Source organism: Marinobacter sp. MDS2 (assembly GCF_030718085.1).
GTDB lineage: Bacteria > Pseudomonadota > Gammaproteobacteria > Pseudomonadales > Oleiphilaceae > Marinobacter.
In genome coordinates this window covers 276,895-300,330 of sequence record NZ_JAVAJF010000002.1, presented here as the reverse complement: position 1 = coordinate 300,330, position 23,436 = coordinate 276,895, and the positions used below count along the sequence as shown (strand labels likewise).

The window sequence follows — 23,436 nt, the reverse complement described above, 5'->3', positions numbered from 1 at the left end:
AACGCACTACCGCTGGAGTGCGTCCATAATCGATAGCACGGCAGGCCCGCCAATTAATATAAACAAAGACGGCAGCATAAAGACCATCATGATAATTGTCATTCGGGCGCCAACTTTATTGGTTTCTTCTTTGAGCTTGCTGCGCTCTTCATGGTGAGCTTCGGCAATAATTTGCTCCAGCGCTCCCGACACCCCGGACCCAAGCGTTCCCGCCTGTTTCATGAGCGTTACATAGCTTCGCAAAACGGTTAGGTTGCGATTTCGGCCCAGCTCATCCAGTGCTCGACTACGATCTGCCCCGCTTTCCATGACTCGATTAAATCGATCGATCCGAGCGACCAACAAAGGCATCAATTCTCTGGCTTGATGGGAGATCAGCTTCAGCGACCGTTCCGGGCTAAGACCAGCTTCCATCAGCATCCGTGTCATCTGACAAAGCTCTATAGATTCACGATTCTGTTGTTTTTCAGCCGTCCGCCCTGAACTGCGAATATACTGCCGTGATAGATAAAACGACATCATGAAGGTGACAGCTGTAACCATCATGCCCGAGAATATAATCGCGGCCAGCGTCAGAATGAAGGGCACCACCCAGCACGCAAAAACATAATACTGGCGAGCTCTGTAAGGTGATTTACCCGTTGCATCCAAGGCCGGCTCCAGCTCTTTAAAATCACCTGCCAGCAGGGGCCGGTTTACCAACCAATACACGAACGTTTCCAAAGGCGGGCTACCGGCGTCATCTTCTGTGGTCAATTGTCGATGAGACAAGCGAGCCCGAACCCGCGATTGCAACGCCCATGAAGGCGCCCAGACCCACAGATACAACACCGAAGCAATCGCCAGAACGATCGCGCCTACAAACCAAAGGTTAACCACGGCCCACCCCCCTGATGAGGTTCCAGACCAAAACCGTTCCCACCACTTGCAACACACCCGCCGTCATCATCATGGTATGCCCCGCCGCGGTATTTAGAAGCGCTTCGGAAAACTCTTCGTTCATCAAAACAACGTAAGCCCCCAACCCCGGCGGCATGATGGCAAATACAATGGCGGTGAAACGGGTTTCCGCGGTCGCCGCCATAAACTCACGACGCAACTCTTCGCGAGACCGTATTGCTTTAGACACTTCTTGAAGAACCGGCCGAACCGGCGAGCCAAAGCGAGCCGATGTTCTCAATGCAATCGCCATTTGGGTCAGCGGTGGAATGCTGTACAAATCCGCAAAACCATCAAGCACCAGCGTGTAATCACGGCCCTGGCTGATAGCACCTCGGAGCCGAAAGCATAAGGGCTCAAACGCCTCTGACGCGTCATCAAATGCGACTAACATACTTTGCTCAACCGAACGGCCTGCTGAAAGAGAACGCAATACAGCATCCACAATGCCCGGAAGCTCTTCAAAAATCTGGCGACGCATCCGTTCAAACTTTACTCGCCAGAGCGTGACAGCAATCAAGATGAACGCAATCACCGCAACGATGGCCTCGAGCAAACCTCGAACCACAACGATCGCGGCAATGACGCTGAGCAATACCACAAGCAACATGAACATTCGGGAAACAGAGGCCTGAATACCCGCCTTTATCATCAACTGCTCAATGGGCCCTAACCGAATGCCGGCAACGGTTTTCTCTTCAACAACATCTTGCGGTGCCAACCGGCGCAAACTCTGCTTTTGCAGGTTCGCCATGCCTCGATAGTAGCCAACCACAAATTGCAGCAAAACCACGACAACGGCTAAAAAGCCCAGGCCCAAGGCTCCTAGCCACAGGATCTGGACGTTCACTGCGCTTCAACCTCTAGTATTTCATCCCTGATGTCCGGGGCTTGATAGAGGATATTCATCTGGTACGGGTTTGATTTGGTCGGTGTCATCTCGACGACTTCACTCACTATACGACGGCCATTGGAAAGCCGTTTGAGCTGGACAAGCACGTCTAAAGAAGAACCGATCAAACGACCAATCGCTTGCTCGCCGGCGTCATATCCGTTTACCGCCAGCAATGTTTCGATTCGGATCATTGCGTCTTTGGACGAGTTGGCATGAATCGTACTCATTGAACCCTCGTGCCCGGTGTTCATTGCTTGCATGAGCTCGATGATTTCACCGGCACGCACCTCACCGACAATGACCCGGTCGGGGCGCATTCGAAGCGCGTTGATAACCAGCTCACGGGCACTGATACGACCGGAACCTTCGGCATTGGCGGGCCGGGTTTCCAGCCGGACAATATGCGGGTGGCCAAGCTGAAGTTCAGCGGAATCCTCGATCGTCACAATCCGCTCATCCTTTGGGATGAACTGACTGAGCAGGTTAAGAATCGTGGTTTTTCCTGTACCCGTGCCGCCGCTGACGAGCAGATTTCGGCGTCCCTGCACGATTTTCACCAGCAGGTCCAAGCACTCTCGTGTTAAAGACCCGAGATTCACCAAGTCTGATGCAGCCAAGTGCTTCTGGGTAAACTTTCGAATTGAAATGGACGGCCCATCAAGCGCGATGGGCGGGATAATGGCATTCACCCGGGAGCCGTCCTGGAGCCGGGCATCCACCATGGGGCTACTCTCATCCAATCGTCGCCCCAATGGCGCCAGTATCCTGCGGATGATGCGCATCACATGGTCATCATCGATAAACCGGGTTTGCGCCTTTTGCAGTACACCGGCCACTTCCACGAAAACATTCAAGGGTCCGTTGACGAGGATGTCGTTCACTTGCGCATCAGCCAGTAGCGGCTCGAGGGGCCCCAGCCCGACTATTTCATCCAGGGTTTCCCGGGCCAGCATAGTCTGCTCGGCGGTGGCCAGAGGTATACGGTGATTCGCAATGTACTGGTTAACGTTAATCTCTACGAACTTTTCCAGTTGGCTGATTTCGGTTCGCTCTACCTCAAACCCTTCCTCATCCAACCGCTCGATCAGGTGCGCGTGGACCTGTTTTTTTAGTTGCTGATACTCTTCATCGACACGAGTTGCCACGATTTAAATGCCCCTCAGCGTTTTTTGAAGAAAGCGAACGGCCTTTTCGCCCTGTGCGCATCTATATAATGCTTGTGCACAAAATCGACCAGTCGTTTCTGGTAGGGAGATGATCGCGGCAAAGTCCCCAACGGCACGCCCGCGTTTATGGAATCCAAACGATTGAGCCATTCAACAGGAAGACGAAGGCTTGCCTCGCGCCCTATATTCTTTTCGATATCCTCCAGCTTTAACGTCGCCCCCTTCCGATAACCATCTATGACGACCAAGCTTTCACAATTCGCTCCCAGCCATTTTCGACTCTGCTGGAGCATGGCTTCGGTATACTGGACCTGGTCTACCACGGGATGCGCCAAAATCACCAGCTTGGTGATATCCGACCCGAGAATTTTTAACCAAGCCTTAGCCTGATGCTCCACCACCCGGATCACCATGTGGTCAAACAATTCCGCCAATCTCGATACCGCGATAAACAAGTCTGCTGCGTCATCTCCGGTAAGCGTTTCAGCCATAATGTTTCCTGACAGCAAACGCAGCCCCGGGGAATACTCTTCAAGAGCGGTATTAACAAACGCCTGGTCAATCGCATCGGTTCGTTTGACCAGGTCGTTTAAGCTTAATCTGTTCAGGCTATCCAGATAGAAGGACCGGTTTTCCGTCGCCATGGTATCAATGGCAAGAACCGATCCTGACGACTGCTGACGACTCAGTTCGCACGCCAGGTTTTGAGCAAAAAAACGCGTATCAACAACCGACGCAGCGCCCAGCACCAGCGTTAACGATCCGGCCGCACGCTCTGGTTTAGATGCCGGATCAACACCGGACAATTGCGAAAGTGCCAAAATTCGTTCATTGGCCCTATCGCCATCGACTCCCGTAATCAGGCAATCCCGGGCACCGGCTCTCATGACTTCCAGCAACAACTCCTGCGAGATATGCTGGGCTACGGCAACCAAGCTTACTGCAGGGTTCGACGTTAGAATTGCAGAAAAAAGCTTTGCAGAACGCCCCTGCTCCGTCTCGTTAACGGCCGCAATGACGACCTTAGCCTGACTCGCCTGAATCAATCGATTCACTCGCGACAAATCACCTGCGGAAACAAACTCCAGGGTCCAGGTGTCACCCAATACCCGTTCAAGCCAGGCGCGCAGACCCACTTCCTCTGCAATACAGACCAGTGTTTCACTCATACTACCCGGCTCCTTACCAGCTTAAGCCACTTTCCAGAGGCTCAGTACCGTCCCGTGAGTTAATCAACATATCGCCCCACTCAGTACTGCTGTACTCATACTTTTTCCCGAAGCTCTTAACCTCTTCAGACAACTCTTTTGTCGCGCTTACAAATCGGGGCGTTACGACCATGATAAGTTCTCGATCGTCGCTGGAGATACGGTCTGAACGGAACAACGCTCCGAGAATCGGAATGTTCCCCAACCCGGGCAATTTGTCACTGTTATTAAATGTGGAACGACTCACCAGGCCACTGATTACAAAGCTTTCGCCCGGTGCCATAGAAACCATGGTTTCGGTTCGACGCACGCGCAACCCCGGAACAGAAACCCCTCCAGTTGTGGTAACGCCCGAGGTAAAGTCGAGGTCACTTACTTCCGGCGCCACTTTGAGTATGATTTGGTTTTCATCAACGACCGTTGGTGTCAGTGAAAGACTCACACCAAATTCCTTGTACTCAATCTGCACCTCACCATCGCTGCCGGAAATCGGCACCGGAAACTCACCGCCGGATAAGAAGGTCGCATTTTGACCACTCAGACTCACCAGTGAAGGTTCCGCCAAGGTGTAAGCAAAGCCGCCGGATTCGAGGGCATTGATGATGCTCAGGTGATTGGAGCCGAAGCTGAACAGGTTAAACCCATCCGCGCCAATGCCGGCGGCGCTCCCGGGAACACCGCCCGGACTCGTAAAACTGCCACCATTGGGCGAAATTCCGAATGCATTGTCGCCACCGTTGAACAGTTTCGCGTAATGGAAACCCAACGTATTTAACTGCTGGCGACTCACCTCGACCACCCGAATGTCGGTTTGCACCTGCATGGGTACCGGGTGGCGCTCACCAGCCGTGGAACTTACCAGATATTCTGTTGTGCTCGGAGAAGACTTGCCTTTCAGCCAAACCCTGACTGTGACAGTACCTGTCCCTTTGGCTGTAACCAGGACTTCCTTTTCTCCGCTGGCTTGCACCGAAGCCACTTCCGGATTCGATACCGCCACTTTTTCAAGCTTCTGGGTAAACGCAATAATGTGCTGCTGCCCCGGCGCTAACGCTACGACTTCAGAGCTATTAGCAAAGACCGCCTGTGATCCGAACACCCCCATCAACAATGCGCAGATGGCAATCACTGAACGGGCTGCAAATATCGTGTTAGCGAACATACACTGTCCTTGTTTCTGAACCTTCAAAAACCTGCACTTTTAGCCCCGGCTGCTCTTCTTTTTTCGCCTGTTTCCGGCGGGCCTTTTCCTCTTCCGCTTTTCTTGCCTTGGCGTCCGGAGAAAGCGGCCGAATGTCGGCAAGGAAGACAACGTCTTCCTGACGATCATCGGATTTGATAGCGGCTTCAGCCTCAACACCTGCCTCAGCTGCAGGCCCTGACGCAATCACACTCCCCCCATGACTCGTCGCCACAAACTTCAAACTCGCTTCGGAGGCTGCCAACGCCAACCGCCCAACTTGCTGATCGGGAACCGCCAAGACCATGGTGGCGTTTCTGCGGCGTTCATCTTCTGAGGTTAATTGGGCAGGATCTGTTGCACCTTTAACCGCAAGCACTTCAATTTCACGAAGTATGGTTAACGAGGATGGGCCATCTTGAGAATCCCCCCGAAAGGTGGCGACCACATCAACCACATCTCCTGGCTGCAACAAACCACCAATGCTGGAAATAGGGTTAAAATCGAAAGCGACAGCCCGCATACCTTCATCAAGGATGGCCTGCAGTGTACTGGCGTTTTCCAGGGTGGACTGACCGAGAGGGTTGCCTGCCCGAAGGGAAGTTGTGGTCGTTTCGCCAAAGGGCTCATCATCAACGGTAAGCATTCCCGGCAACTGAACCGTGGTTTCAACCTCTGCGAACAATTCCGGTACCAATTCCGTACCGGCTTCAATATCTTCAAGGGCAAAGAGATAGCGGTAGGTAGGAAGCGATGGTTCGTTGACTTCCGTGGAAGTAGCGGGCTCGGATAAAAGGCCAGTCGAAACAGAGGATTGTTCTTGATTGTATCTAACCAGACCAACAATCGCCAAGACTACAGCAGCCGATGCAAGCAAAAGCGCAGGCAAGGCCGTGACAAGTTTCGCCCTCATTATTATTTCTATCCTTGTAAGCTTTTTGTAAAACTTCTGAACGCTAGCAGTTTTAAAACGCTACAGCTGCTGTTACGGACAGCTTCTCGGGCTGGGGCGGGAAGCTACCTAAGAATCCCAACTTTAGCTGCGGCAAAAACGCCTTGGTGCCATCCGCACTGAGTCGGCATTCCAACAGACCTACGCCATTTTCCACCACATTCTGACAAACTTTGTCCGAATCCGATATGCGTCCCTGAAGTCGTGCCGGCAGTCTTTCCACTAACATATCAAGCCGTGCATTGCTATGGGCCACCACTGTGGCACTATAACTTTCCGCCTCGCCTTTCTTATAACTGGGGTAATCCCGGCGATCCAAATTAAAAACCGAGGCAGCAGCTTGGCTTACGGCATTTTGCATTTCCTGTTTATGGAAGAACAGCAAAGCATATACCAGGCTGCCGTATAGGAGACCAATCAGCAGAGGTAGAATAAAGATGAACTCCAAGGCCACAACCCCGGAGTTTTTGTTCGACATAGGGCTATTCAAAAACAAACCCGGAGCGCAACAAATCTTATAGACATCTGATCAACCGCCACCCGTACCCGTACCTGAAGTGTCTGTCGCAGTACTAAAGATGCCGTCAAAAAAAGCTGTGACTTTGTCACCCAAGTCAGTGGTAGACAACAGTGCAAGGACGCCAACCAACACTGCCGCCAACATAATGTACTCGAGGGATGAAGCACCTTTCTGCTTTTTAGGAGCTGCATTTTTTATCCGAGCTTCTACTACCTTATCAAGCTTCATTAAATTTTCCTCTAACTGCTGGGGCTTTTATTTTCAATTGAGAGAAGTAGGAACTTCTCGATCAGTTCAGGCTCCTTCCCAAAAGACCCAACCAGAGCTATCTCCGGCATTTTCTCAGGGCCTTTTAAGTTAGATACTACCACTACATGCACTTTGCATTCTTTAGCATTTTCACCGAAACAATGAAACAAAACGGTAAAAAAACGTAACTATTCATCTCGTTTAATCAATATAAGCGAACCGTGTCACAAATCAATACTACTTTAGAGTGTTTTTGGCGACCGGGACAGTCTCGTCAAAGCTCGCTCAAGTCATCACAACCGATTGTCAGATATACTTTTTACCTACAAACCTAAAGAATGATCAGCAAATTATCAAACATAGAATAGCCCGGCGCATGCACTTTCCTAAATTGTATCCGTTGCCGATAACGGCCCGAACAATGGCCTGATATAACAAGACAGAACACTACTTCTCACTATCACACGACGAACGGAAACTCACGTTATCTCGCTGGACAAAATTAGTGCTATATCCACCCCAGTACTTTGAGGTACTCGAGTGATGGTTATAGTATGTCCAATAATATGCTTTGAAATTACCTGTAGATAACAAAAGGACCCCTGCATGTTCTCGCCCCGGCATACCACATTAGTTGTCGCACTTACCCTGCCAGTCATGGCGATGGCATCCCAATCTTTCCCTGAAAGCTATAGCAGCCTTGGCCTTGAAGCGGGGTATGTCGATTCTGGTAATTCAAAGGACAAATCCGGCGCTACCGACGATTTAGAAAATTACGGGGAGTTTGGGCTGAACTTCACCCACCAGTTTAACCCTCGAGTGAGCATGCTGATTCAAGCCAGCCATGCAAACACCGAAACCCGTAATTTCAATCAAGATGCAGACATCCTTAGAGGCTCGATTGGAGCACGATATCACCCCAGGTTTTATCGCCTAGGCGATTGGCGCCCCTTTGTAGGCGCCGGTTACAGCCATGCCAACATTGATCTTGAATCTTATGGCTCAGAAAGTGAGGACATGCTCTACGGAGAAACCGGCCTTCAGAACATGATCGCACCCCGTTTTATTGCCGAAGTCGGCGTTCGCGGCCGGATTGAGGTTGAAGACCAATATGTCGACGCACAAGCCTTTGCCGGGTTGCATTATGTGTTCGGCAGAGAGTTCTCAGCGGCTCCCACTAACCGAACACCATTGGACTTTTCAAAGCTATCGGTTTCGCGAGCTGACTCGGACGGTGACGGGGTGCCTGATGAGCAAGACAAATGCCCAGATACGCCGAAGGGCGCCTTGGTGGATGAAAACGGCTGCGCCAAAGAACTCACTCGAGAGATCAAAGAAACTCTGTACGTAGAGTTCGAACACGATAAAACAGAGGTAACAAAGCTCTACTACCCGAAACTCCAGAATCTTGTCACGACTCTAAAGCAGTACCCCACATCGCGGATACTTCTGGAAGGCCACACAGACAGTACCGGGCCCTCTTCGTATAACCAAAAACTGTCAAAAAGCCGCGCCGATGCTGTCATGAAAGTTCTTATCGACCATTTCGGCATACATGCAGATCGAATCCGCACCACGGGAATGGGGGAGTCACAACCGATCGCGTCGAACGATACAAAAGATGGCCGTGGTAAAAACCGCCGAGTCGAGGCGATCGTGTCGGGCGAACACAAAGAAATAATGAAAAAGCCGACAAAATAGAAAATCTGGCTTTTACATTGATCGAAACGGAGTATTCACCATGATAAAGCTATTCAGAAATCTGTTTTTGGTGCTTGTTGTAGCCGCTCTGGTCGCAGGCTGCCGAAGCGACGAAAGTGAAGGACGGGTCATCCCACAGGTTAGCGGTTATTCGTTTGATCCGTTCAATCTGCAACCTAGTGATAAGGATTTCGATGGCGACGGCGTACTGAACAGTAAAGATGCCTGCCTCTACGTTCCCGGCAACGATCCGAAGCTATGCGACAGCACTGTAGACTCTGATGGAGATGGGATACCGGACAAATACCCTGCCATCGAACCCTACATTTTCAAAGACATGGTCAACTCGCCGTGGGACAACTGCCCTGACGATCCCAATGAAAAACAAGAAGACCTAGATGGCGATGGCGTGGGAGACGCCTGTGATCCCGATATAGATGGGGACGGCACCGTAAACGAGCAAGACCCATGCCCAACCGATGCCAGCAACGAGTGCGATCCCGACACAGGCAACCCCACTTACGACCCGTTTGACCTGAACCCCACTGAAACCGACCTGGATGGTGACGGGGTTGAAAATAGCGAAGATCCCTGCCCGCGGGTACCTGGCTTTAACCCGGCTCACTGCGACGCAAAAGCCGACCCGGATGGCGACGGCATACCCTCCGTTTACCCCTCGATTGAGCCTTTTCTAACCGAGAACAAAGCCGGTAACGCGTGGGACAATTGCGCTAATGTGGCGAACCCGGGACAAGAAGATTTCAACAACAACGGCGTAGGCGATGCTTGCGAGGATAGTGATGGTGATGGGTCAAATGACATCAGCGATCCATGCCCAAGCGACCCGACCGATTCTTGTGGCGCAGAAGTGCCTGAAGATGTCGTATTCGCGTGCACCACAGATGGGTCGTCCAGCTTTTCTCCGATGCTGGCAACCGACAGCGTTGCGCCCGCTGCAACCTACACACGCATTAAAAACTGCCTGCTCGACGAAGCGCTTTGCGGTGTCAATAACCCCAACTATGCTATCGATGGCAACTCAAACAGCTCGGCAGAGATTTTTAACACCAACTTGCTGGGCATTTCCTCTGTCGCTCTTGGGGTCCAAGTAGCGCCCAACTCAGATTTCATATACCCGAGCGCCAACCGGATTGGCATTTTGTTCGAGGATGTTCCTCAGCTGCTTGAATTAGGGCTATTTAACAACGGGGGCATTCAGGTCCGCACACTTCTAAACGGAGAGGTTCAGCAAGACAGCGGCGGCGAACTTGGGGTAGCACTTGATCTCTTGGGCTTGTCGCAGATCTTTGGGTTAGATGACCCGCAATACCTGCTATTCCGTACGTCTAAACAGTTCGATGCTATCGAAATCTACAGCGGCGGTTTTAAGCTTGTCTCTCTATTGGAACGCTTCCGGGTGAGGCAGGTTTGTACATCAAAAACTCCGTTGCCAACTCCTTAAACACGAAAATGGGCCCCGTGCATCGTCGATAGCGATGCACGGGGCTCATCCAATTTTTGCGCTTTTACGGCGTCACAGATTTAAAAATGCCCAAACCATCACCACAGGCATCTGCATTCTCGTAGCTGTCGTCAACCACATTGGCAATCCAGCTGTTGAGCAACTCAACACCTTCCACATGCACCACACTTTTCGCGATGGGCGGCATGTTTTTCTGCGGATCATCGGCGCTCGCCACACGGCAAGACACTATTGAGCTTCCCGGTTCGCCAGGCACGACAACATGCTGCTTGCCACAGGAACCACCACCGGTTGCCGTCGGCTTCTTACAGATACCGTAACCGGCGTCAATTTTGCGGTAATGATCCAGGTAGTAGCCTGTATTGGAAGCTGCGCCTTTATCGTTATGGCAGTGCTGGCAGTTCACTTCCAGGTAGGCGCGCAGTCGATCTTCGATGTCGGCATCAGATCCTGCCATTGCCCCACTATCGCCTGGCACACTCCAACGCGGAAGACGCTCAAGGTTGGTCGCCACGCCATTAACAATTCGCCCATAATCAGGAACGTTGGTCAGCAAACCACGATCTACCCAATCCTTAAGCTGGTTCTCCGGATTAGGCACACCCTGCCCTCGGTTCCCCATGAAACTGGACTCAGGCTTGTAGTCCCGGTTCATGTTTCTCGGCTTAGGCCCAATCGGCGCGGCACCCGCTTCCAGATCATCGTTGGAGTGACAGGTGATGCACTGGTTCTGATTGGGGATAGCATAGCTATCGGACGAACCGGACAACACTTTACCCGTATGCTGGTCCTGGTAATGCCAGCTCACACTGCGCGTTTCCCCTCCCGGGACGAGTGTAGCTACTTTCTTGCCACTGGCATCCGTGCTCCAACTGTAGGCCGGACCACTCCAGACCGCTTTGCCACTTTGCGAAATCCGCTTGATCAATAGGCGCGTTTCGATCAGCTCTTCAGTGCCTTTGCTTTCATCAGTGAACGCGAAGGTTTTGGCGATAACCGTGCCATTCGGGAAATGGATAGAACCGTTGAGATTACCGCCACCCTGGCCGTCCTTATACACCGCCTTGGTTCCCGGCGGGATAAACGCAACCCGGTACTTGGTGGCATAGTCAGAGAACAACTTGGAGTTCAGCACATAAGGAACGCCTCCCTCATTGGGTGTACTGCGCGGGTCCTGATCGTCAGCAAACAGGTTGTACTGGTCCAGACGCGGGCAATCTACGGCCAATGCCTTCCGGTTAATTTCACCAGGCTTCACAGGCGCTTTGCACAATTGATTGATGTACTCTTGGCTCGGTGCGGGATCAACAGCACCGCTGCGCTTAAACGGTGGAATCGTTACACGAGGCAGGCTTTCCAAGGTGCGGCCATACAACTTTTCACAGTCGTGATCTTCCAATTTGGTGTCTGCGAAAAACTCCAACGGCCCCGTCAAGACATTCATCATACCTTCCCAAGAGAAGATTCCGGACAGATCAGTATCTGCCGCAGCTCTAACCAGCTCTAGCCCACGCATTCCGTGAAAATTGATGTATGCCTGCCCGTCATCCATGTCATTGTTGGCAATGCATGAACCCCATTCAGGTAGTTTCCGATTACCTTCGCCGTCGAACTTGTACTTGTTGTAATGACAAGAAGGATTGGGATGCTGGTTCGTATGGATAGGTTTGCCGCTCTCATCCTTAGGCACCGGCTGACCGTTGGCATCTACGGGATACGGGCACGTGTCGTCGAGGTCATCCAACAGACCATCCCAAACGATGTGGGCTCCCTTGCCTGGGTTCTCAATGTTTTTGATCCCTATGAGCGTGGGCAGAAGGGTTTCCACCTGACCCGCTGCAACCTGCTCCATATTTGGCGGCGGCAGATCAAAGCCCGAATTTCTCATCACGTTGTTATGGATGTTCAACCCTTCAGTATACGGATCCAGCTTTTTATCGGTCGTCTTGCCTTCTCCATCCAATAGCTCATAACTGGTGTAGATAATCGCGGCAGTGCTGTTGTCCTCAAAGACGTTGTCGTAAATCTCGATGTTGTCGTAACCGAGGGTAATGAAACCCGTACCGCGAGGCACGGCAGACACTATGCCGCTGTGGGCAAAGTTGTAGGTGTTGTTGTTACGGGAGATGTTGTTCAGCATCACCGAGGTGTCACCGTATTGGGTGATGTTTTCCAGATCGTAGATCAGGAAACCACCGGTATTACACTCGGCAAGGTTGCTGTCGTATTCGCCACCCTGAACGTTTTCAATCTCGAAGCCCATTACGTTATAGGCCGCGCGACTGTTCTTGATAATGGCGTTATTGGTCTGCCCCACATAAATGCCGGCATCGGATGCCCCGATGGATTCAGAGTTATCCACCAAGATATTCTCGGACTCCACCGGGTAAATGCCATAACGGCCAGCAGAAGAACTCGGAATGTAGTCGGGTGTTGGATCGCCCTTATCCATCGGAGGGCTGGTACATGCGACCTTCAAACGATCGGTATAGTTTGCCTCGGTAATCGGCTCTCCACCGCCAGACCAAATTGCTCTGACGTTCAGCAGAGTGCCCCACTTCACGCCTTTCAATTTGAAAGCATCACCCGGGGAATCGAGGATGGTCAGGTCCTTAACAGTAATGCCGCGGACGTTCAGCGCTTCAAGGCCCGTTACGTTGTCGCTTTCACGGAAGTTCAAAACGGTTTCATCTTTACCGCAACCGCGAATCTCTACATCTTCCGTGGCCTGAATAAGTAGGCCGTGATACAGCTCGAAATAGCCGCAGCCAAATTCAAGCGTATCGCCCGGGCGCAACTGAATCATGGCGGTGACCATGTCATCGGTGGCGAATTCACCCGGGTTTACCGTGAAGGTGCGCCCTTCACTGAATCGGTCTACCAGCTCTTGATCGTCTTTGGGATTCTCCGCTTTCGCTGAAGGTTTATCAGACCCTCCTGAGCCACCAAAACACCCAGCCATCGAGAGCATGGCCGCCATGCCGAGCACCATCACCCCAGCCCGCCACGGGGTGGGCATTGTTTTTATAGTTTCCATCACAGCTACTTCCTTTCTTTTGCTTGTTGTCTAACTTGCCAAAGACTACAAAGGAGCGTTTTCTATACGTTCCCACATCCTTAGATAGGCCTCCGCTGAGGTGAACAGCTGATTCACGGCTTCGTCCACGCTTTCTTTGGGGCGGTCAGCATTCAGGATCATGTCGGCGATTTGGTCGGGGTAGAGCCCGTAGTGGGCAATGCCGCGACCATCGTAGAGCCCAAACTCACGGTCACCGGTTTTTTGTTTGTTCAAGATCACACGACCGTCCACGGATTCGAACGGATACAGGCGAGCATCTTCTTCAGGTGAGCCCGGGTTGCCAGGCAGTGCTGCAATACCGTTAACGTCCGTGGCGAAGCCTGCGCCTCCAAACGGGCCAACCTTGAATTCATCGGGCCGTGGACGATTGCCGTTCTGCAGCAAGGAATCCACCCACCCTTCACGGGTGCCACCAAAGGATGCGGCGATACCGCCCTGTTCCGCGATGCGGTCACGAAGGGCTTCGGTGCCGCCCCAGCCGCCGTGACTGTTAATCACTGGGTAGTTCAATCGACCGGTGATATCGAGAATGCGAGCAGCGGCTTTCCGGCTGATGTGGTCGGTTTCGATCATCATCTTGCGGCGCACCAGCTCTTGAATCAGGAAGTCGCCCAAATCCGTCAAACCACGACGGTTGCATAGGTGGTCGGTGCCTCTCCGAGGGTCCATTTCCTTCAATTCTTCGGGAGTTTCCGGGAAGCGGTCACCGAAATAATCCAATTGGAACAACAGCTGATCGATGATTCCGAAAGGTTGCATGGCAGCATTCTGGTCGGGCTCATCACCCACAAACTCCGTCCCTTCCGGGCACTCTTCAAACTCGATGGGGTGGCCTGTTTCCCCTAAATTTCCGACAGCCAGAACCGGACCAATACCTATCCCAGAGCTAAGGTCAGGAAGGTGTCCACCGAAGGCGTTATCAAATTTATGGACAGGGAATATGTTTCGAACACCTAGCTGATAAAGCTGATCCAAGCCTTCAACAACATCCTGGCGAGTACACTCAGGAACACCCAGGAACTCACCGCAATTGAGCACTTTGGACATTTCGACCCCAAGTACCACGGCCAGCTTGCCGTCGGCAATAACACTCCGGGCCTGCCCCGGGCTCGTTACAATCTGGAACCACCCCTCACCCGGGCCACCATGCTGAGCATCAATGTAATCCTGCATTTCGTACATCCGCTGGATCTGCAGCAGTATGGCTTCCATCGGGTCACAGTCGTTTTGTTTTTGCGGGTTTATGCCGCACAGAATTTCGTTGTGAACCAGATGGTTAACAAGAATCTTCATACCGGATAGATGAGCTCGTTCCATCCACCGGTAATAGCTCTGGTGATGCTGCAATGAATTGTGACGAGGCCAGTCATTAAAACTCGGCCAACCTTGAGTATCGTGCGGGCCGGAACCACTGGTCACCGCTTCCACCAAACCAGTCGTGCCGCCGGGGCCATGCGCTATGGCACAGTCCTCCAGCGCGTGGGTCACGCCAAACTTGTGGAACGGATCACCGTAGTTAACTCGTCCCCCAATGAATTCATAGGCAGAGATATGGGAGTGGGTATCGACATAACCAAAGACGTCATCGTTATCGAGCCCCTTAACATTTTTGAAGCGGTCCACCTCTTTGAGGTAGATCGCAGGGCCGCGCTCATCGACAATTTCCAAACCCAAATCAGCTTCTGGATAAGCCTCGCACCCCTTTGCTTCAAGCAGGGTAAAGGTGTTCCTCGAATCCCGGAGTGATGGGGACTTTAGAGTCAACCCGTCTTCCGACGCGGTAAGAAGCAATCCGGTAACGTCTGAAGCCAGAGTATAGGTATCGGTACCTTCGAATTTATTGAGATTCCAAACGGCCAGATCGTTTGGGCTATTCACTGCAGCCAGAGTGGGTTGCACATCCGTGTTTGCCAACTGCCCGCCGGTGAAATCCAGGCTCTCGCCCAAATCGCGCAAAATCCCGCCAAGTGGGGCTATAGGATCAAGCACCAGATTGAGGGTATCGCCCAGACCTGCAACCAAATAACTCAACTCACCAATAAACCGGCCACTCGCGTCAAGAAACTCACCACCGGGATCGCTGATGCCCAACAGCTCAAACGCCCCAACCTGGGTTTCTTCGCGAGAAAAATCAGACATCAACAGGTAGGAGCCCAACCGCGTGGGCCGCATGGTGAAGCTTGCCGCTTCGGAAGGGTTCGTAGTGACACCGTATTCACCGCCCTCCATTTTACCGACGTACACGCCATCGGCCTGAAGGCTGTAACAGCCATTGGCGAACTGATAGCGCGTATTTTCCCATTGGTAAACAGCCTTTCGAGGCTCATCTTTGGAAGGCGGGGCCACCTCAGGGGCCACAGGGTTATCCGCGCCGGGAGTTACTTGCGTTCCCGTGCCGCCATCGTCACCGCCACACCCGGACAGCGACAACACCATTCCGGTAAACGCAAGACATGCCAAACCACGCTGGCGAGAGTTCTCAGCCACTGCACACTCCTTTTGGGGGTATCCCCTTATTGTTTTATTCAACGCTACGAACTGTCAGCTTTCGGCGCAGTATAATCTCACTCGGCCCAGCGACGCTTACTTTTTAAGCGATTTTTCCGGTCATATCAGGCCTAATCGGCGAAAATGACCCAAAACTTGTGATACAGTCGGTGGAAAACCGAAAAATAATAGCTGGCCGATTGGGTGTTTTCAGTTATTCAGGAGCGAATAGCCGGCGGCTTGGAGGCATTCGAAATGGAGGCTGAATTTGAGAGGGAGGGGGCGGCCAGCGGAGCCGGCCTGAGCCCCCGAGGGTCATCGAGCGATGACTTTGTATACGGGGCGAAGTTTCGGAATTTGTTTAAGCACTACCTGAATGACGGTCATCAAGGGAACGGCAAGAAGAACGCCTACTGGCCCCCATAACCATCCCCAAAAGAAGATAGAAATGAAAATAATGACGGGATTAATCGCCATGCGGAAGCCATGAATCCAGGGCTCAAGGAAAAAACCGACAATGGTGGTGAGCAGGATAAAGCTGAGTGGCGCCAGCGCCATCATCCACAAGGTGTCGAGCGTCACCGCGGACACCAAGGTTAACAACGCAATGGTCAGCATATTACCCAAATACGGAATAAATCTGGCCAAGCCTGCCACCAGCCCCCACATTGCCGGATCAGGCAAACCGATAGCCCAACAGATCAATGCCGTCAGCACACCGACCGAGGTATTACTCACGCCCAAAACGGCGAGATACTGGGCGATCTCCACCTGAGAGTAATAGGTAATACGCAAAACCGTTCTGCGCTGAGGGTTCGGCAACTGCCTGGCGAAATTGCGAATTAACCGATCGCCGCTGACTAGCAAGAAATAGGTTAGCGCAAGCGCCAATGCCAATCCCGCGACCCCGTCCCGCACCTTGGACACCATCTGGCTGCGCCAGGAATCAGTGGCCAGCACCACGGTTTTTGGCTTTTCCTGACCACTGTCAGACAACCCTTCAACCGATTTCTCCACCTGTTCGGCCGAACGGTTCACTTTATCGATCTGGCGTTTAATCTGACTGTCGCCCACTAGCAGGCGGGATATGCCCTGCGGCGCTTTCTGAGCCCATTCTAAGGCCGGCGTTGCCACGGCAGCGCCAACCCCGACAATGCCTGCCAACACGAGCAACACCAAAAACAAAGAGCTGACGGCTTTCGGAATCCGGAATTTCAGATACGCCCGATGGACGAAAGGTGACAAAAACAAACTGGCCAGCACGGCCAACACAATCGGCAATACGATTTGATGCGCAACGTACAAGGTGTACAGAATACCCAGCGCGAACAGTCCATAAATCGGTGTGGACAAGCCAGCAAAAGCGCTGTTTTTCCGCTGAGGCTCAGCGGCATTGCCGGTATGTGGCGACTCTTCCATGAAACACTGTCTCCTGTAGTGGATTCCGGATGATAAACACAGTCTAACGCTCCCGGTCACTCAGCGCATTGATGATTTTGGCGAGCGACCAACTTCGGATGGGCTGACGCATATATCCAATAGTTCGTAAAATTCCTTTCAACGATCAATACCGACACAACGTTATGAATATTGTCGTCACTCGGATCAAACCAGAGACTATCAGGCAGGAAAGGGTGAACTTTCTGTGCTTGGGCGCACTTCCGCCGCTCCCGAATGCGGTGATTATAAAAATGCAGAGTTGCAGTTACTGTGTGGCTAGCAAGCGAATGGCGCTGGCAGCTGCAGAGGTTCGGTTTTCAACACCCAGCTTTCGAAATACTTGCTCCAGGTGCTTGTTCACAGTTCGCGGGCTCATCTCTAGAATTTGTGCTATCTCCCGGTTGGTCTTGCCATTAGCGATCCACAACAAGACGTCGGACTCCCTAAGTGTCAGCTGGAAGCGTTCTCTCAAGGCCGCGGTGGCGTTGGATTGGTTCTGTGGTGTTTTCAGCCGAAGCAGATACTCGCGACCATCCACCAATGCCAAGTACTCGACTGAATGCTCGGCATCCATAGTCTGTAGCGGCATTTGATGCCCAGCTTCCAGGTTGTGGCCGAGCCATTCTGCGAGCTTGGTCCGGATTGTTTCGAAGTCCGGGTGGCCGGTGTCGGGCAGACATCGACATACATGGGGAGTACCCCAAAGCAAATTCCCGTCCCGGTCCACTGCAAAGAGATTCTGGCCAGCCGTATCCAGCGCCGTCCGCGCGCTTCGGGTCATCCGGGCGTTGGCCAGATGCACATCCATGCGTGCCATAAGCTCAGTGGTGTTGATGGGCTTGGTGGCGTAGTCGACCCCCCCGGCTTTCAGTCCCATCACCACATGCTCGGTATCACTCAGGCCGGTCATAAAAATGATGGGAATATCAGTGAAGGCCGGATTTTCTTTCAGTCGCCTGCAGGTTTCGAAGCCATCCATGTTAGGCATGAGTGCATCCATGAGCACAACATCCGGGGTGATGTTCTGGCTAATGGTCAGGGCCTGGTTGCCTTCCAGCGCCACCAGCACAGTCATACCCGCTTCCTCGAGCGCATCGCTGATCATTCGGATAGAGTCAATCGCATCATCCACGACCATAACAACGGTTTTCCTGTCATCATGAGGCTTCATGTTCAGCTACCTTCAAAAGTTCAATTATTTTCGCAAACTGGAAATCGTTGGTAAGGCTGGTCAGCTCACGAGTGAAACGCTCGTCAGCCTCACCGTTGTGTTTCAAACCATGCAGGGTTTCCAGAAGGCCCTTGCGATGGCCAATTCGAGCCAGGTTAGCCAGCGTTACCCGTTGCGCCATTTCCGGGAGCGGAAAATCGCCGTCTTCGTGCAGTTCGAGTGAAGCCAATGGCTCAGCGCACTTTTCGAAGCACCATTCCACGCCCAGCACACGAGCAATGACGTCTAGAAGTAAGTTCAGTCGCACGGGCTTGATGATGTAGTCATCATAGAGTGGTGTAGATTCCACTGGGTGATGCCCTTCGTTAGCATCGGCGGACACCATGACGACCGGCATAGTATACGTCTGTGCGCGTAACTGCTCGAGAACTTGCCAGCCTGTCTGCCCCGGCATGGACACGTCCATCAGAACCAGGTCCGGTCGTTCTGTTTCAACAGTCTCCAGAACTTTAAGAGCGTTGCCGGTATCGCTAATTTCGAAGCCAAGGGGCGACAACATAGCGCGAATAACCTGGCGGCTTGAGGGATCGTCGTCAACCAGAAGGACTTTGCGCCGGACTCCATGATAACCAAAAAACCGGCGGGCCGGTGCGGAGATAGAGCGCGGGGAAAAACTGTGAACGCTGGATAGCATCAGACTGACCTTGAAGGTGCTGCCAACACCCAACTCACTGTCAACGTTAATGTCACCACCCATAATTTCAGTGAGAAGGCGAGTGATCGTAAGGCCGAGGCCAGTGCCTATACGGCTTTCCCCGGGGATACGAATACGCTCAAAGGGTCGGAAAATACGTTCCATGTTCTCTGTTGCAATGCCCTCACCTGAGTCCCGAACGGTAAATTCTGCCACCTGACTGCGGTAACGCAATGTCAAAGAAACGGTTCCGCGATCCGTATACTTGATGGCGTTGGACAGCAGGTTGATCAGTATCTGGCGTAGACGCTTTTCATCCGTGGTCACCACTTCCGGCAATGGGTACGGGCAGTGATAGTCGAATTTCAATCCCTTCTCTTCAGCCTGCAAGCGGAACATAGTAACCAGTTGCTCCATGAGCAGTCCGATACGCACCTGATCCCGATGAAGATCAAGCCGCCCGGCTTCGATCTTGGAAATGTCCAGAAGCCCCTCAATCAAGTCGGCCAGGTATTCTCCGCTATTGCGAATAACGCCCACGGCCTCTTTCCGGTGAGGTGGTATGGTTTCATCGTGCTCCAGCAACTGGGCATAGCCCAGGATTGAATTGAGCGGGGACCGAAGTTCGTGGCTTATACCGGTCAGGTAACGACTCTTGGCACCATTAGCTGCCTCCGCTTGTTCTTTAGCCTCCTGTAAAGCTTGATCAGTTCTTTTGTGAGCACCGATTTCTTCCGTTAGCAACCGGTTTTGCCGCCGAGATTCTTCCTCAGCGACCACCCTGCTCTCGTGGGCTAGCACAAAGAGCCAGCAGACCACTCCGGTAACGATGAGAAGTATGAAGAAGACCTTCCACAAGGTAATTGATAGCACCAGAGCTTCAGGTGCCGATGCGACGGGTGTTTTAAGATAAATGAGCGACAACAGCAGCCCTGATAGACCATTAATCATCAGGAGAAGTGTCAGAAAATGACCAAGGCGAGAGCGCAGCTGGTTCAGAATAGCCTGCGGAAGCAGCCCGCTCAAAAACCCCTGAAGCTGATCATGATACCCCGCTCCAGGCTTACAGGCGTCGCCACAGCGAGCGTCCAACGAACAACACAAAGAGCATATCGTGCCAGCGTACACGGGGCAGTTGGTAACATCCTCAGGTTCGAAGTTGTGCTCACAAATGGTGCATTGCACCAATTGCTGGTCGGTGGCAAGAAGCTCAAAAGGGCGAGCGGTATAAAATCGCCCTTTCGTTTTCCAGGCAATCAGCGGTGCCGTTGCCAGGGCTACGCCCAGGGCAATAAAGTGCGACAGTGCCTGAGCATAGGTTCCAAAGACGCCAGTATGGCAGGTAACACCTATCACCGAGGCCGCCAGCATAGCGCCCACACCTACGGGATTGATGTCATACAGGTGTGCTCGCTTGAACTCGATATGCGGAGGGCTAAGGCCGAGCGGTTTGTTGATCACCAGGTCTGCCACCAATGCGCCGACCCAGGCGATAGCTATGATGCCGTAGAAACCTAATGTTTCCTCAAGTGCCCGATATACGCCCAATTCCATAACCAGCAACGCAAGCGCCACGTTGAAGAATAGCCAGACCACGCGCCCCGGGTGACTGTGGGTGAGGCGCGAGAAAAAGTTTGACCAGGCAATAGAGCCGGCGTAGGCGTTCGTCACATTGATTTTCAATTGGCATAAAATCACGAAAATTCCCGCCATGGCCAAAGCAACTTCCGGAGAATCTGTGACGTAATTAAACGCCACTAGATACATCTGAGTTGGGTCGGCCGCCTCTGTTGCGGAAATGCCGTGATGCAGTGCCAATACCGCCAGAAATGAACCGGCCAGAATCTTGATCATCCCGATGACAATCCAGCCTGGCCCACCGGCCATGACGGCCAACCACCAGCGCCGCTTCTCCGGGGAATTTTTCGGTTCTGGAATAAAGCGAAGAAAGTCCACCTGTTCGCCAACCTGTGCGATCAACGAAAAAACAACCGCCGCGGCCGCACCGAAGGAGATGATATTAAGCCCTTGCCCGGCGACCGTGTTCAGCCCCTCGAACCGTGTCCAATCGCTGACGGAGGAGGCGTCTGCATAGATGATGAAGACGAACGGCGTCAGTTGTAACAGGATCCATGCGGGCTGAGTCCAGACCTGAAATCGGCTGATCGTGGTAATGCCATGTATGACCAGGGGAATAATAACCACAGCGCAGATCAGATAGCCGAACACCAAGGGAATATCGAAAAGCATTTCGAGAGCCATGGCCATGATGGCAGCCTCGATAGCGAAAAATATGAACGTGAAACTGGCGTAGATCAGCGATGTGATGGTTGATCCGATATAGCCAAATCCGGCGCCCCGCGTGAGGAGGTCAATATCCACCCCGTAGCGGGCCGCGTAGTAGCTGATTGGGATCACCGTCAAAAAGATCACGAGACTGACCGCAAGAATGGCAGCCACCGCATTATCAAAGCCGTAGTACAAGGTGATGGAGCCGCCAATTGCTTCTAGGGCCAGGAATGAAATCGCGCCCAGAGCGGTGTTGGAAACCCGCGCTGCAGACCAACGCCGGGCACTCTTGGCGGTAAAGCGCAGAGCGTAGTCCTCGAGAGTTTGATTAGCGACCCATTGGTTATATCGGCGCCTAACCCGGAAAATATTTTGTCGTGCGGCCATTGTTACCTTGCCCGATTTTGGTGCAGCTCTGTGATTCGGTGTGCTGGAATTGAAAATCAATTCAAGTTCCGTGCCATAGCCTGCGCACCAAAAAAAACGGTCTCTTGGGCCTTGAGACTCCGCGTTTTAGCCTGTGTTATCCGCCATCGGAATGCGTCAAATGACGTAGTTCGCTGGGGCGATTGCCGAATGGGCTCCAATAAAGGGGCCAAGCAGAATGTTTGGGGTGGGCGCTGTGCTTCCGAATGGATACGCAGCACCGGCTTTTCAAACACTGTGAGGATTCACCATGGGTACAACAGATACAACCGCCATCGGGCGGTCAGATGGGAAGGGGTCAGGGTTTCGAAAGAGCCTGATGACACTGGCGGCGTCCGTCATGCTGGCCACATCTGTACAAGCGGCCACTCCAAGCACCGCTGAGGTCAACACCACAGGGTTAGCGGTTACGGACGACACGGTCACGGTCGGCATACTGCACTCGATTACCGGCACGATGGCAATCAGCGAAATTGGCTCAGTGCAGGCAGAAAAGCTCGCCATCGAACAGATTAACGCCTCCGGCGGTGTACTCGGTCGCCAGATTGAATTTGTCCAGGAAGACGGGGCCAGTGACTGGCCTACTTTTGCAGAAAAAACCCGTAAGTTGCTGCGTCAGGACAATGTAGCGGCTATTTTCGGTGCTTGGACCTCCGCATCCCGTAAAGCCATCCTGCCAGTGATTGAGCAGTTCAACGGCATGCTGTACTACCCCACTTTCTACGAGGGCCTGGAACAGTCCCCCAACGTTGTCTACACCGGGCAGGAAGCTACTCAGCAGATTCTCGCGAGCATCGACTGGGCAGTTGAAACCAAAGGTGCCAAGTCATTCTATCTGTTGGGTTCAGATTACATCTGGCCACGCACCTCCAACAAGATTGCCCGCAAGCACATCGACAAGCTGGGCCTGAAAGTTGTGGGTGAAGAGTATTACCCACTGGGCCACACCCAGTTCAACTCGGTTATCAACAAAATCAAGCTCAAGAAGCCGGACGTTATCTTTGCGTCAGTCGTGGGCGGCTCCAACGTAGCTTTCTACAAGCAAATGAAAGCCGCTGGTGTTGATTTCACCGATGAGAAGCCCCTCCTGCTGACCATCTCTGTGACCGAGGACGAAATCCGCGGTATCGGCGGTGAAAACGTCGAAGGTATCTATGCCTCCATGAAGTACTTCCAGAGCCTGGACAACGCCAACAACAAAGGCTTCGTAGCAGCCTTCAAGGAAGCCTACGGCGAGGACATGGTGATCGGTGATGTTACCCAGGCAGCTTACCTCGGCCCATGGTTGTGGAAAGCAGCGGTTGAAAAGGCCGGTTCCTTCGATATCGACAAGATCCGCGAAGAGTTCGCTGGCATTGAATTTGACAAGGCGCCAGAAGGCTATGTGCGTATCCACGAGAACCATCACCTGTGGTCCAAGACCCGCATCGGTCAGGCCCAGCTTGATGGCCAGTACAAAGTGGTTCACGAAACTGAAGAGCTGATGGAACCCGACCCGTTCCCTGAAGGTTACCAGTAAGTTTGGATAGCCGGCACCCTTTGGCGCCGGCATCTATT

At 52.6% G+C, this 23,436-nt stretch carries 16 protein-coding genes; 3 read left to right on the top strand and 13 right to left on the bottom strand.

Annotated elements, in window-relative coordinates:
- Positions 1 to 6 precede the first annotated feature (6 nt).
- Genes Q9245_RS12195 through Q9245_RS12160 form a run of 8 tightly spaced genes read right to left on the bottom strand, consistent with a single transcriptional unit; the run spans position 7 to position 7,088 of the window.
- On the bottom strand, positions 7 to 879 hold the full coding sequence (locus Q9245_RS12195) for a type II secretion system F family protein (protein WP_305897445.1): 873 nt from the start codon (positions 877 to 879) through the stop codon (positions 7 to 9).
- Positions 872 to 1,789, bottom strand: a complete 918-nt coding sequence (locus Q9245_RS12190; protein WP_305897444.1) for a type II secretion system F family protein — start codon at positions 1,787 to 1,789, stop codon at positions 872 to 874. Before Q9245_RS12190 ends, Q9245_RS12195 begins: the two co-directional genes overlap by 8 nt.
- Positions 1,786 to 2,979: a CpaF family protein gene (locus tag Q9245_RS12185; RefSeq protein ID WP_305897443.1), complete on the bottom strand. Its 1,194-nt coding sequence runs from the start codon at positions 2,977 to 2,979 to the stop codon at positions 1,786 to 1,788. Before Q9245_RS12185 ends, Q9245_RS12190 begins: the two co-directional genes overlap by 4 nt.
- 14 nt (positions 2,980 to 2,993) lie before the next feature.
- Positions 2,994 to 4,169, bottom strand: coding sequence for a response regulator receiver-like protein (locus tag Q9245_RS12180; RefSeq protein WP_305897442.1), 1,176 nt, complete (start codon positions 4,167 to 4,169; stop codon positions 2,994 to 2,996).
- 13 nt (positions 4,170 to 4,182) lie between these two features.
- A complete protein-coding gene (locus Q9245_RS12175) occupies positions 4,183 to 5,370 on the bottom strand; it encodes a type II and III secretion system protein family protein (RefSeq protein ID WP_305897441.1) in 1,188 nt (395 codons plus the stop codon).
- Positions 5,360 to 6,301 (bottom strand): Flp pilus assembly protein CpaB, encoded by a 942-nt coding sequence (cpaB, locus tag Q9245_RS12170; protein ID WP_305897440.1) that lies wholly within the window; start codon positions 6,299 to 6,301, stop codon positions 5,360 to 5,362. The genes Q9245_RS12175 and cpaB overlap by 11 nt, the downstream gene beginning before the upstream one ends.
- Before the next feature lie 52 nt (positions 6,302 to 6,353).
- Complete coding sequence (locus Q9245_RS12165; RefSeq protein ID WP_305897439.1) at positions 6,354 to 6,818, bottom strand: TadE/TadG family type IV pilus assembly protein; 465 nt, start codon at positions 6,816 to 6,818, stop codon at positions 6,354 to 6,356.
- A 51-nt stretch (positions 6,819 to 6,869) separates the two neighbouring features.
- Positions 6,870 to 7,088, bottom strand: coding sequence for a hypothetical protein (locus Q9245_RS12160; protein ID WP_305897438.1), 219 nt, complete (start codon positions 7,086 to 7,088; stop codon positions 6,870 to 6,872).
- A 627-nt stretch (positions 7,089 to 7,715) separates the two neighbouring features.
- On the opposite strand from Q9245_RS12160, the gene Q9245_RS12155 reads away from it, so the two are divergent.
- Together Q9245_RS12155 and Q9245_RS12150 are read left to right on the top strand one after the other, a co-directional pair.
- The gene (locus Q9245_RS12155) at positions 7,716 to 8,810 is read left to right on the top strand and encodes an OmpA family protein (protein ID WP_305897437.1); all 1,095 of its coding nucleotides are present in this window, start codon (positions 7,716 to 7,718) and stop codon (positions 8,808 to 8,810) included.
- A 40-nt stretch (positions 8,811 to 8,850) separates the two neighbouring features.
- Positions 8,851 to 10,272, top strand: coding sequence for a thrombospondin type 3 repeat-containing protein (locus tag Q9245_RS12150; RefSeq protein WP_305897436.1), 1,422 nt, complete (start codon positions 8,851 to 8,853; stop codon positions 10,270 to 10,272).
- Positions 10,273 to 10,336: 64 nt separating this feature from the next.
- On the opposite strand, the gene Q9245_RS12145 is transcribed toward Q9245_RS12150, so the two are convergent.
- The 5 genes from Q9245_RS12145 to Q9245_RS12125 form a co-directional block, all read right to left on the bottom strand.
- Positions 10,337 to 13,330: a parallel beta-helix domain-containing protein gene (locus Q9245_RS12145; RefSeq protein ID WP_305897435.1), complete on the bottom strand. Its 2,994-nt coding sequence runs from the start codon at positions 13,328 to 13,330 to the stop codon at positions 10,337 to 10,339.
- A gap of 45 nt (positions 13,331 to 13,375) precedes the next feature.
- Positions 13,376 to 15,859, bottom strand: a complete 2,484-nt coding sequence (locus tag Q9245_RS12140) for a hypothetical protein (protein ID WP_305897434.1) — start codon at positions 15,857 to 15,859, stop codon at positions 13,376 to 13,378.
- A 315-nt stretch (positions 15,860 to 16,174) separates the two neighbouring features.
- On the bottom strand, positions 16,175 to 17,278 hold the full coding sequence (locus Q9245_RS12135) for an AI-2E family transporter (protein ID WP_305897433.1): 1,104 nt from the start codon (positions 17,276 to 17,278) through the stop codon (positions 16,175 to 16,177).
- A gap of 286 nt (positions 17,279 to 17,564) precedes the next feature.
- A complete protein-coding gene (locus Q9245_RS12130; RefSeq protein WP_305897432.1) occupies positions 17,565 to 18,470 on the bottom strand; it encodes a DNA-binding response regulator in 906 nt (301 codons plus the stop codon).
- Complete coding sequence (locus Q9245_RS12125) at positions 18,457 to 21,840, bottom strand: ATP-binding protein (protein ID WP_305897431.1); 3,384 nt, start codon at positions 21,838 to 21,840, stop codon at positions 18,457 to 18,459. Before Q9245_RS12125 ends, Q9245_RS12130 begins: the two co-directional genes overlap by 14 nt.
- A 379-nt stretch (positions 21,841 to 22,219) precedes the next feature.
- Between Q9245_RS12125 and urtA the strand changes: the two genes are divergently transcribed.
- The gene (gene urtA / locus Q9245_RS12120) at positions 22,220 to 23,398 is read left to right on the top strand and encodes an urea ABC transporter substrate-binding protein (protein WP_305897622.1); all 1,179 of its coding nucleotides are present in this window, start codon (positions 22,220 to 22,222) and stop codon (positions 23,396 to 23,398) included.
- Positions 23,399 to 23,436 lie beyond the last annotated feature (38 nt).

Excerpts from the sequence above, each read along its gene's own strand:
- Q9245_RS12180 (WP_305897442.1), bottom strand. The coding sequence starts at position 4,169 with ATGAGTGAAACACTGGTCTGTATTGCAGAGGAAGTGGGTCTGCGCGCC.
- Q9245_RS12175 (WP_305897441.1), bottom strand. The coding sequence starts at position 5,370 with ATGTTCGCTAACACGATATTTGCAGCCCGTTCAGTGATTGCCATCTGC.
- cpaB (WP_305897440.1), bottom strand. The coding sequence starts at position 6,301 with ATGAGGGCGAAACTTGTCACGGCCTTGCCTGCGCTTTTGCTTGCATCG.
- Q9245_RS12165 (WP_305897439.1), bottom strand. The coding sequence starts at position 6,818 with ATGTCGAACAAAAACTCCGGGGTTGTGGCCTTGGAGTTCATCTTTATT.
- Q9245_RS12160 (WP_305897438.1), bottom strand. The coding sequence starts at position 7,088 with ATGAAGCTTGATAAGGTAGTAGAAGCTCGGATAAAAAATGCAGCTCCT.
- Q9245_RS12155 (WP_305897437.1), top strand. The coding sequence starts at position 7,716 with ATGTTCTCGCCCCGGCATACCACATTAGTTGTCGCACTTACCCTGCCA.
- Q9245_RS12150 (WP_305897436.1), top strand. The coding sequence starts at position 8,851 with ATGATAAAGCTATTCAGAAATCTGTTTTTGGTGCTTGTTGTAGCCGCT.
- Q9245_RS12145 (WP_305897435.1), bottom strand. The coding sequence starts at position 13,330 with ATGGAAACTATAAAAACAATGCCCACCCCGTGGCGGGCTGGGGTGATG.
- Q9245_RS12135 (WP_305897433.1), bottom strand. The coding sequence starts at position 17,278 with ATGGAAGAGTCGCCACATACCGGCAATGCCGCTGAGCCTCAGCGGAAA.
- Q9245_RS12130 (WP_305897432.1), bottom strand. The coding sequence starts at position 18,470 with ATGAAGCCTCATGATGACAGGAAAACCGTTGTTATGGTCGTGGATGAT.
- Q9245_RS12125 (WP_305897431.1), bottom strand. The coding sequence starts at position 21,840 with ATGGCCGCACGACAAAATATTTTCCGGGTTAGGCGCCGATATAACCAA.
- urtA (WP_305897622.1), top strand. The coding sequence starts at position 22,220 with ATGCTGGCCACATCTGTACAAGCGGCCACTCCAAGCACCGCTGAGGTC.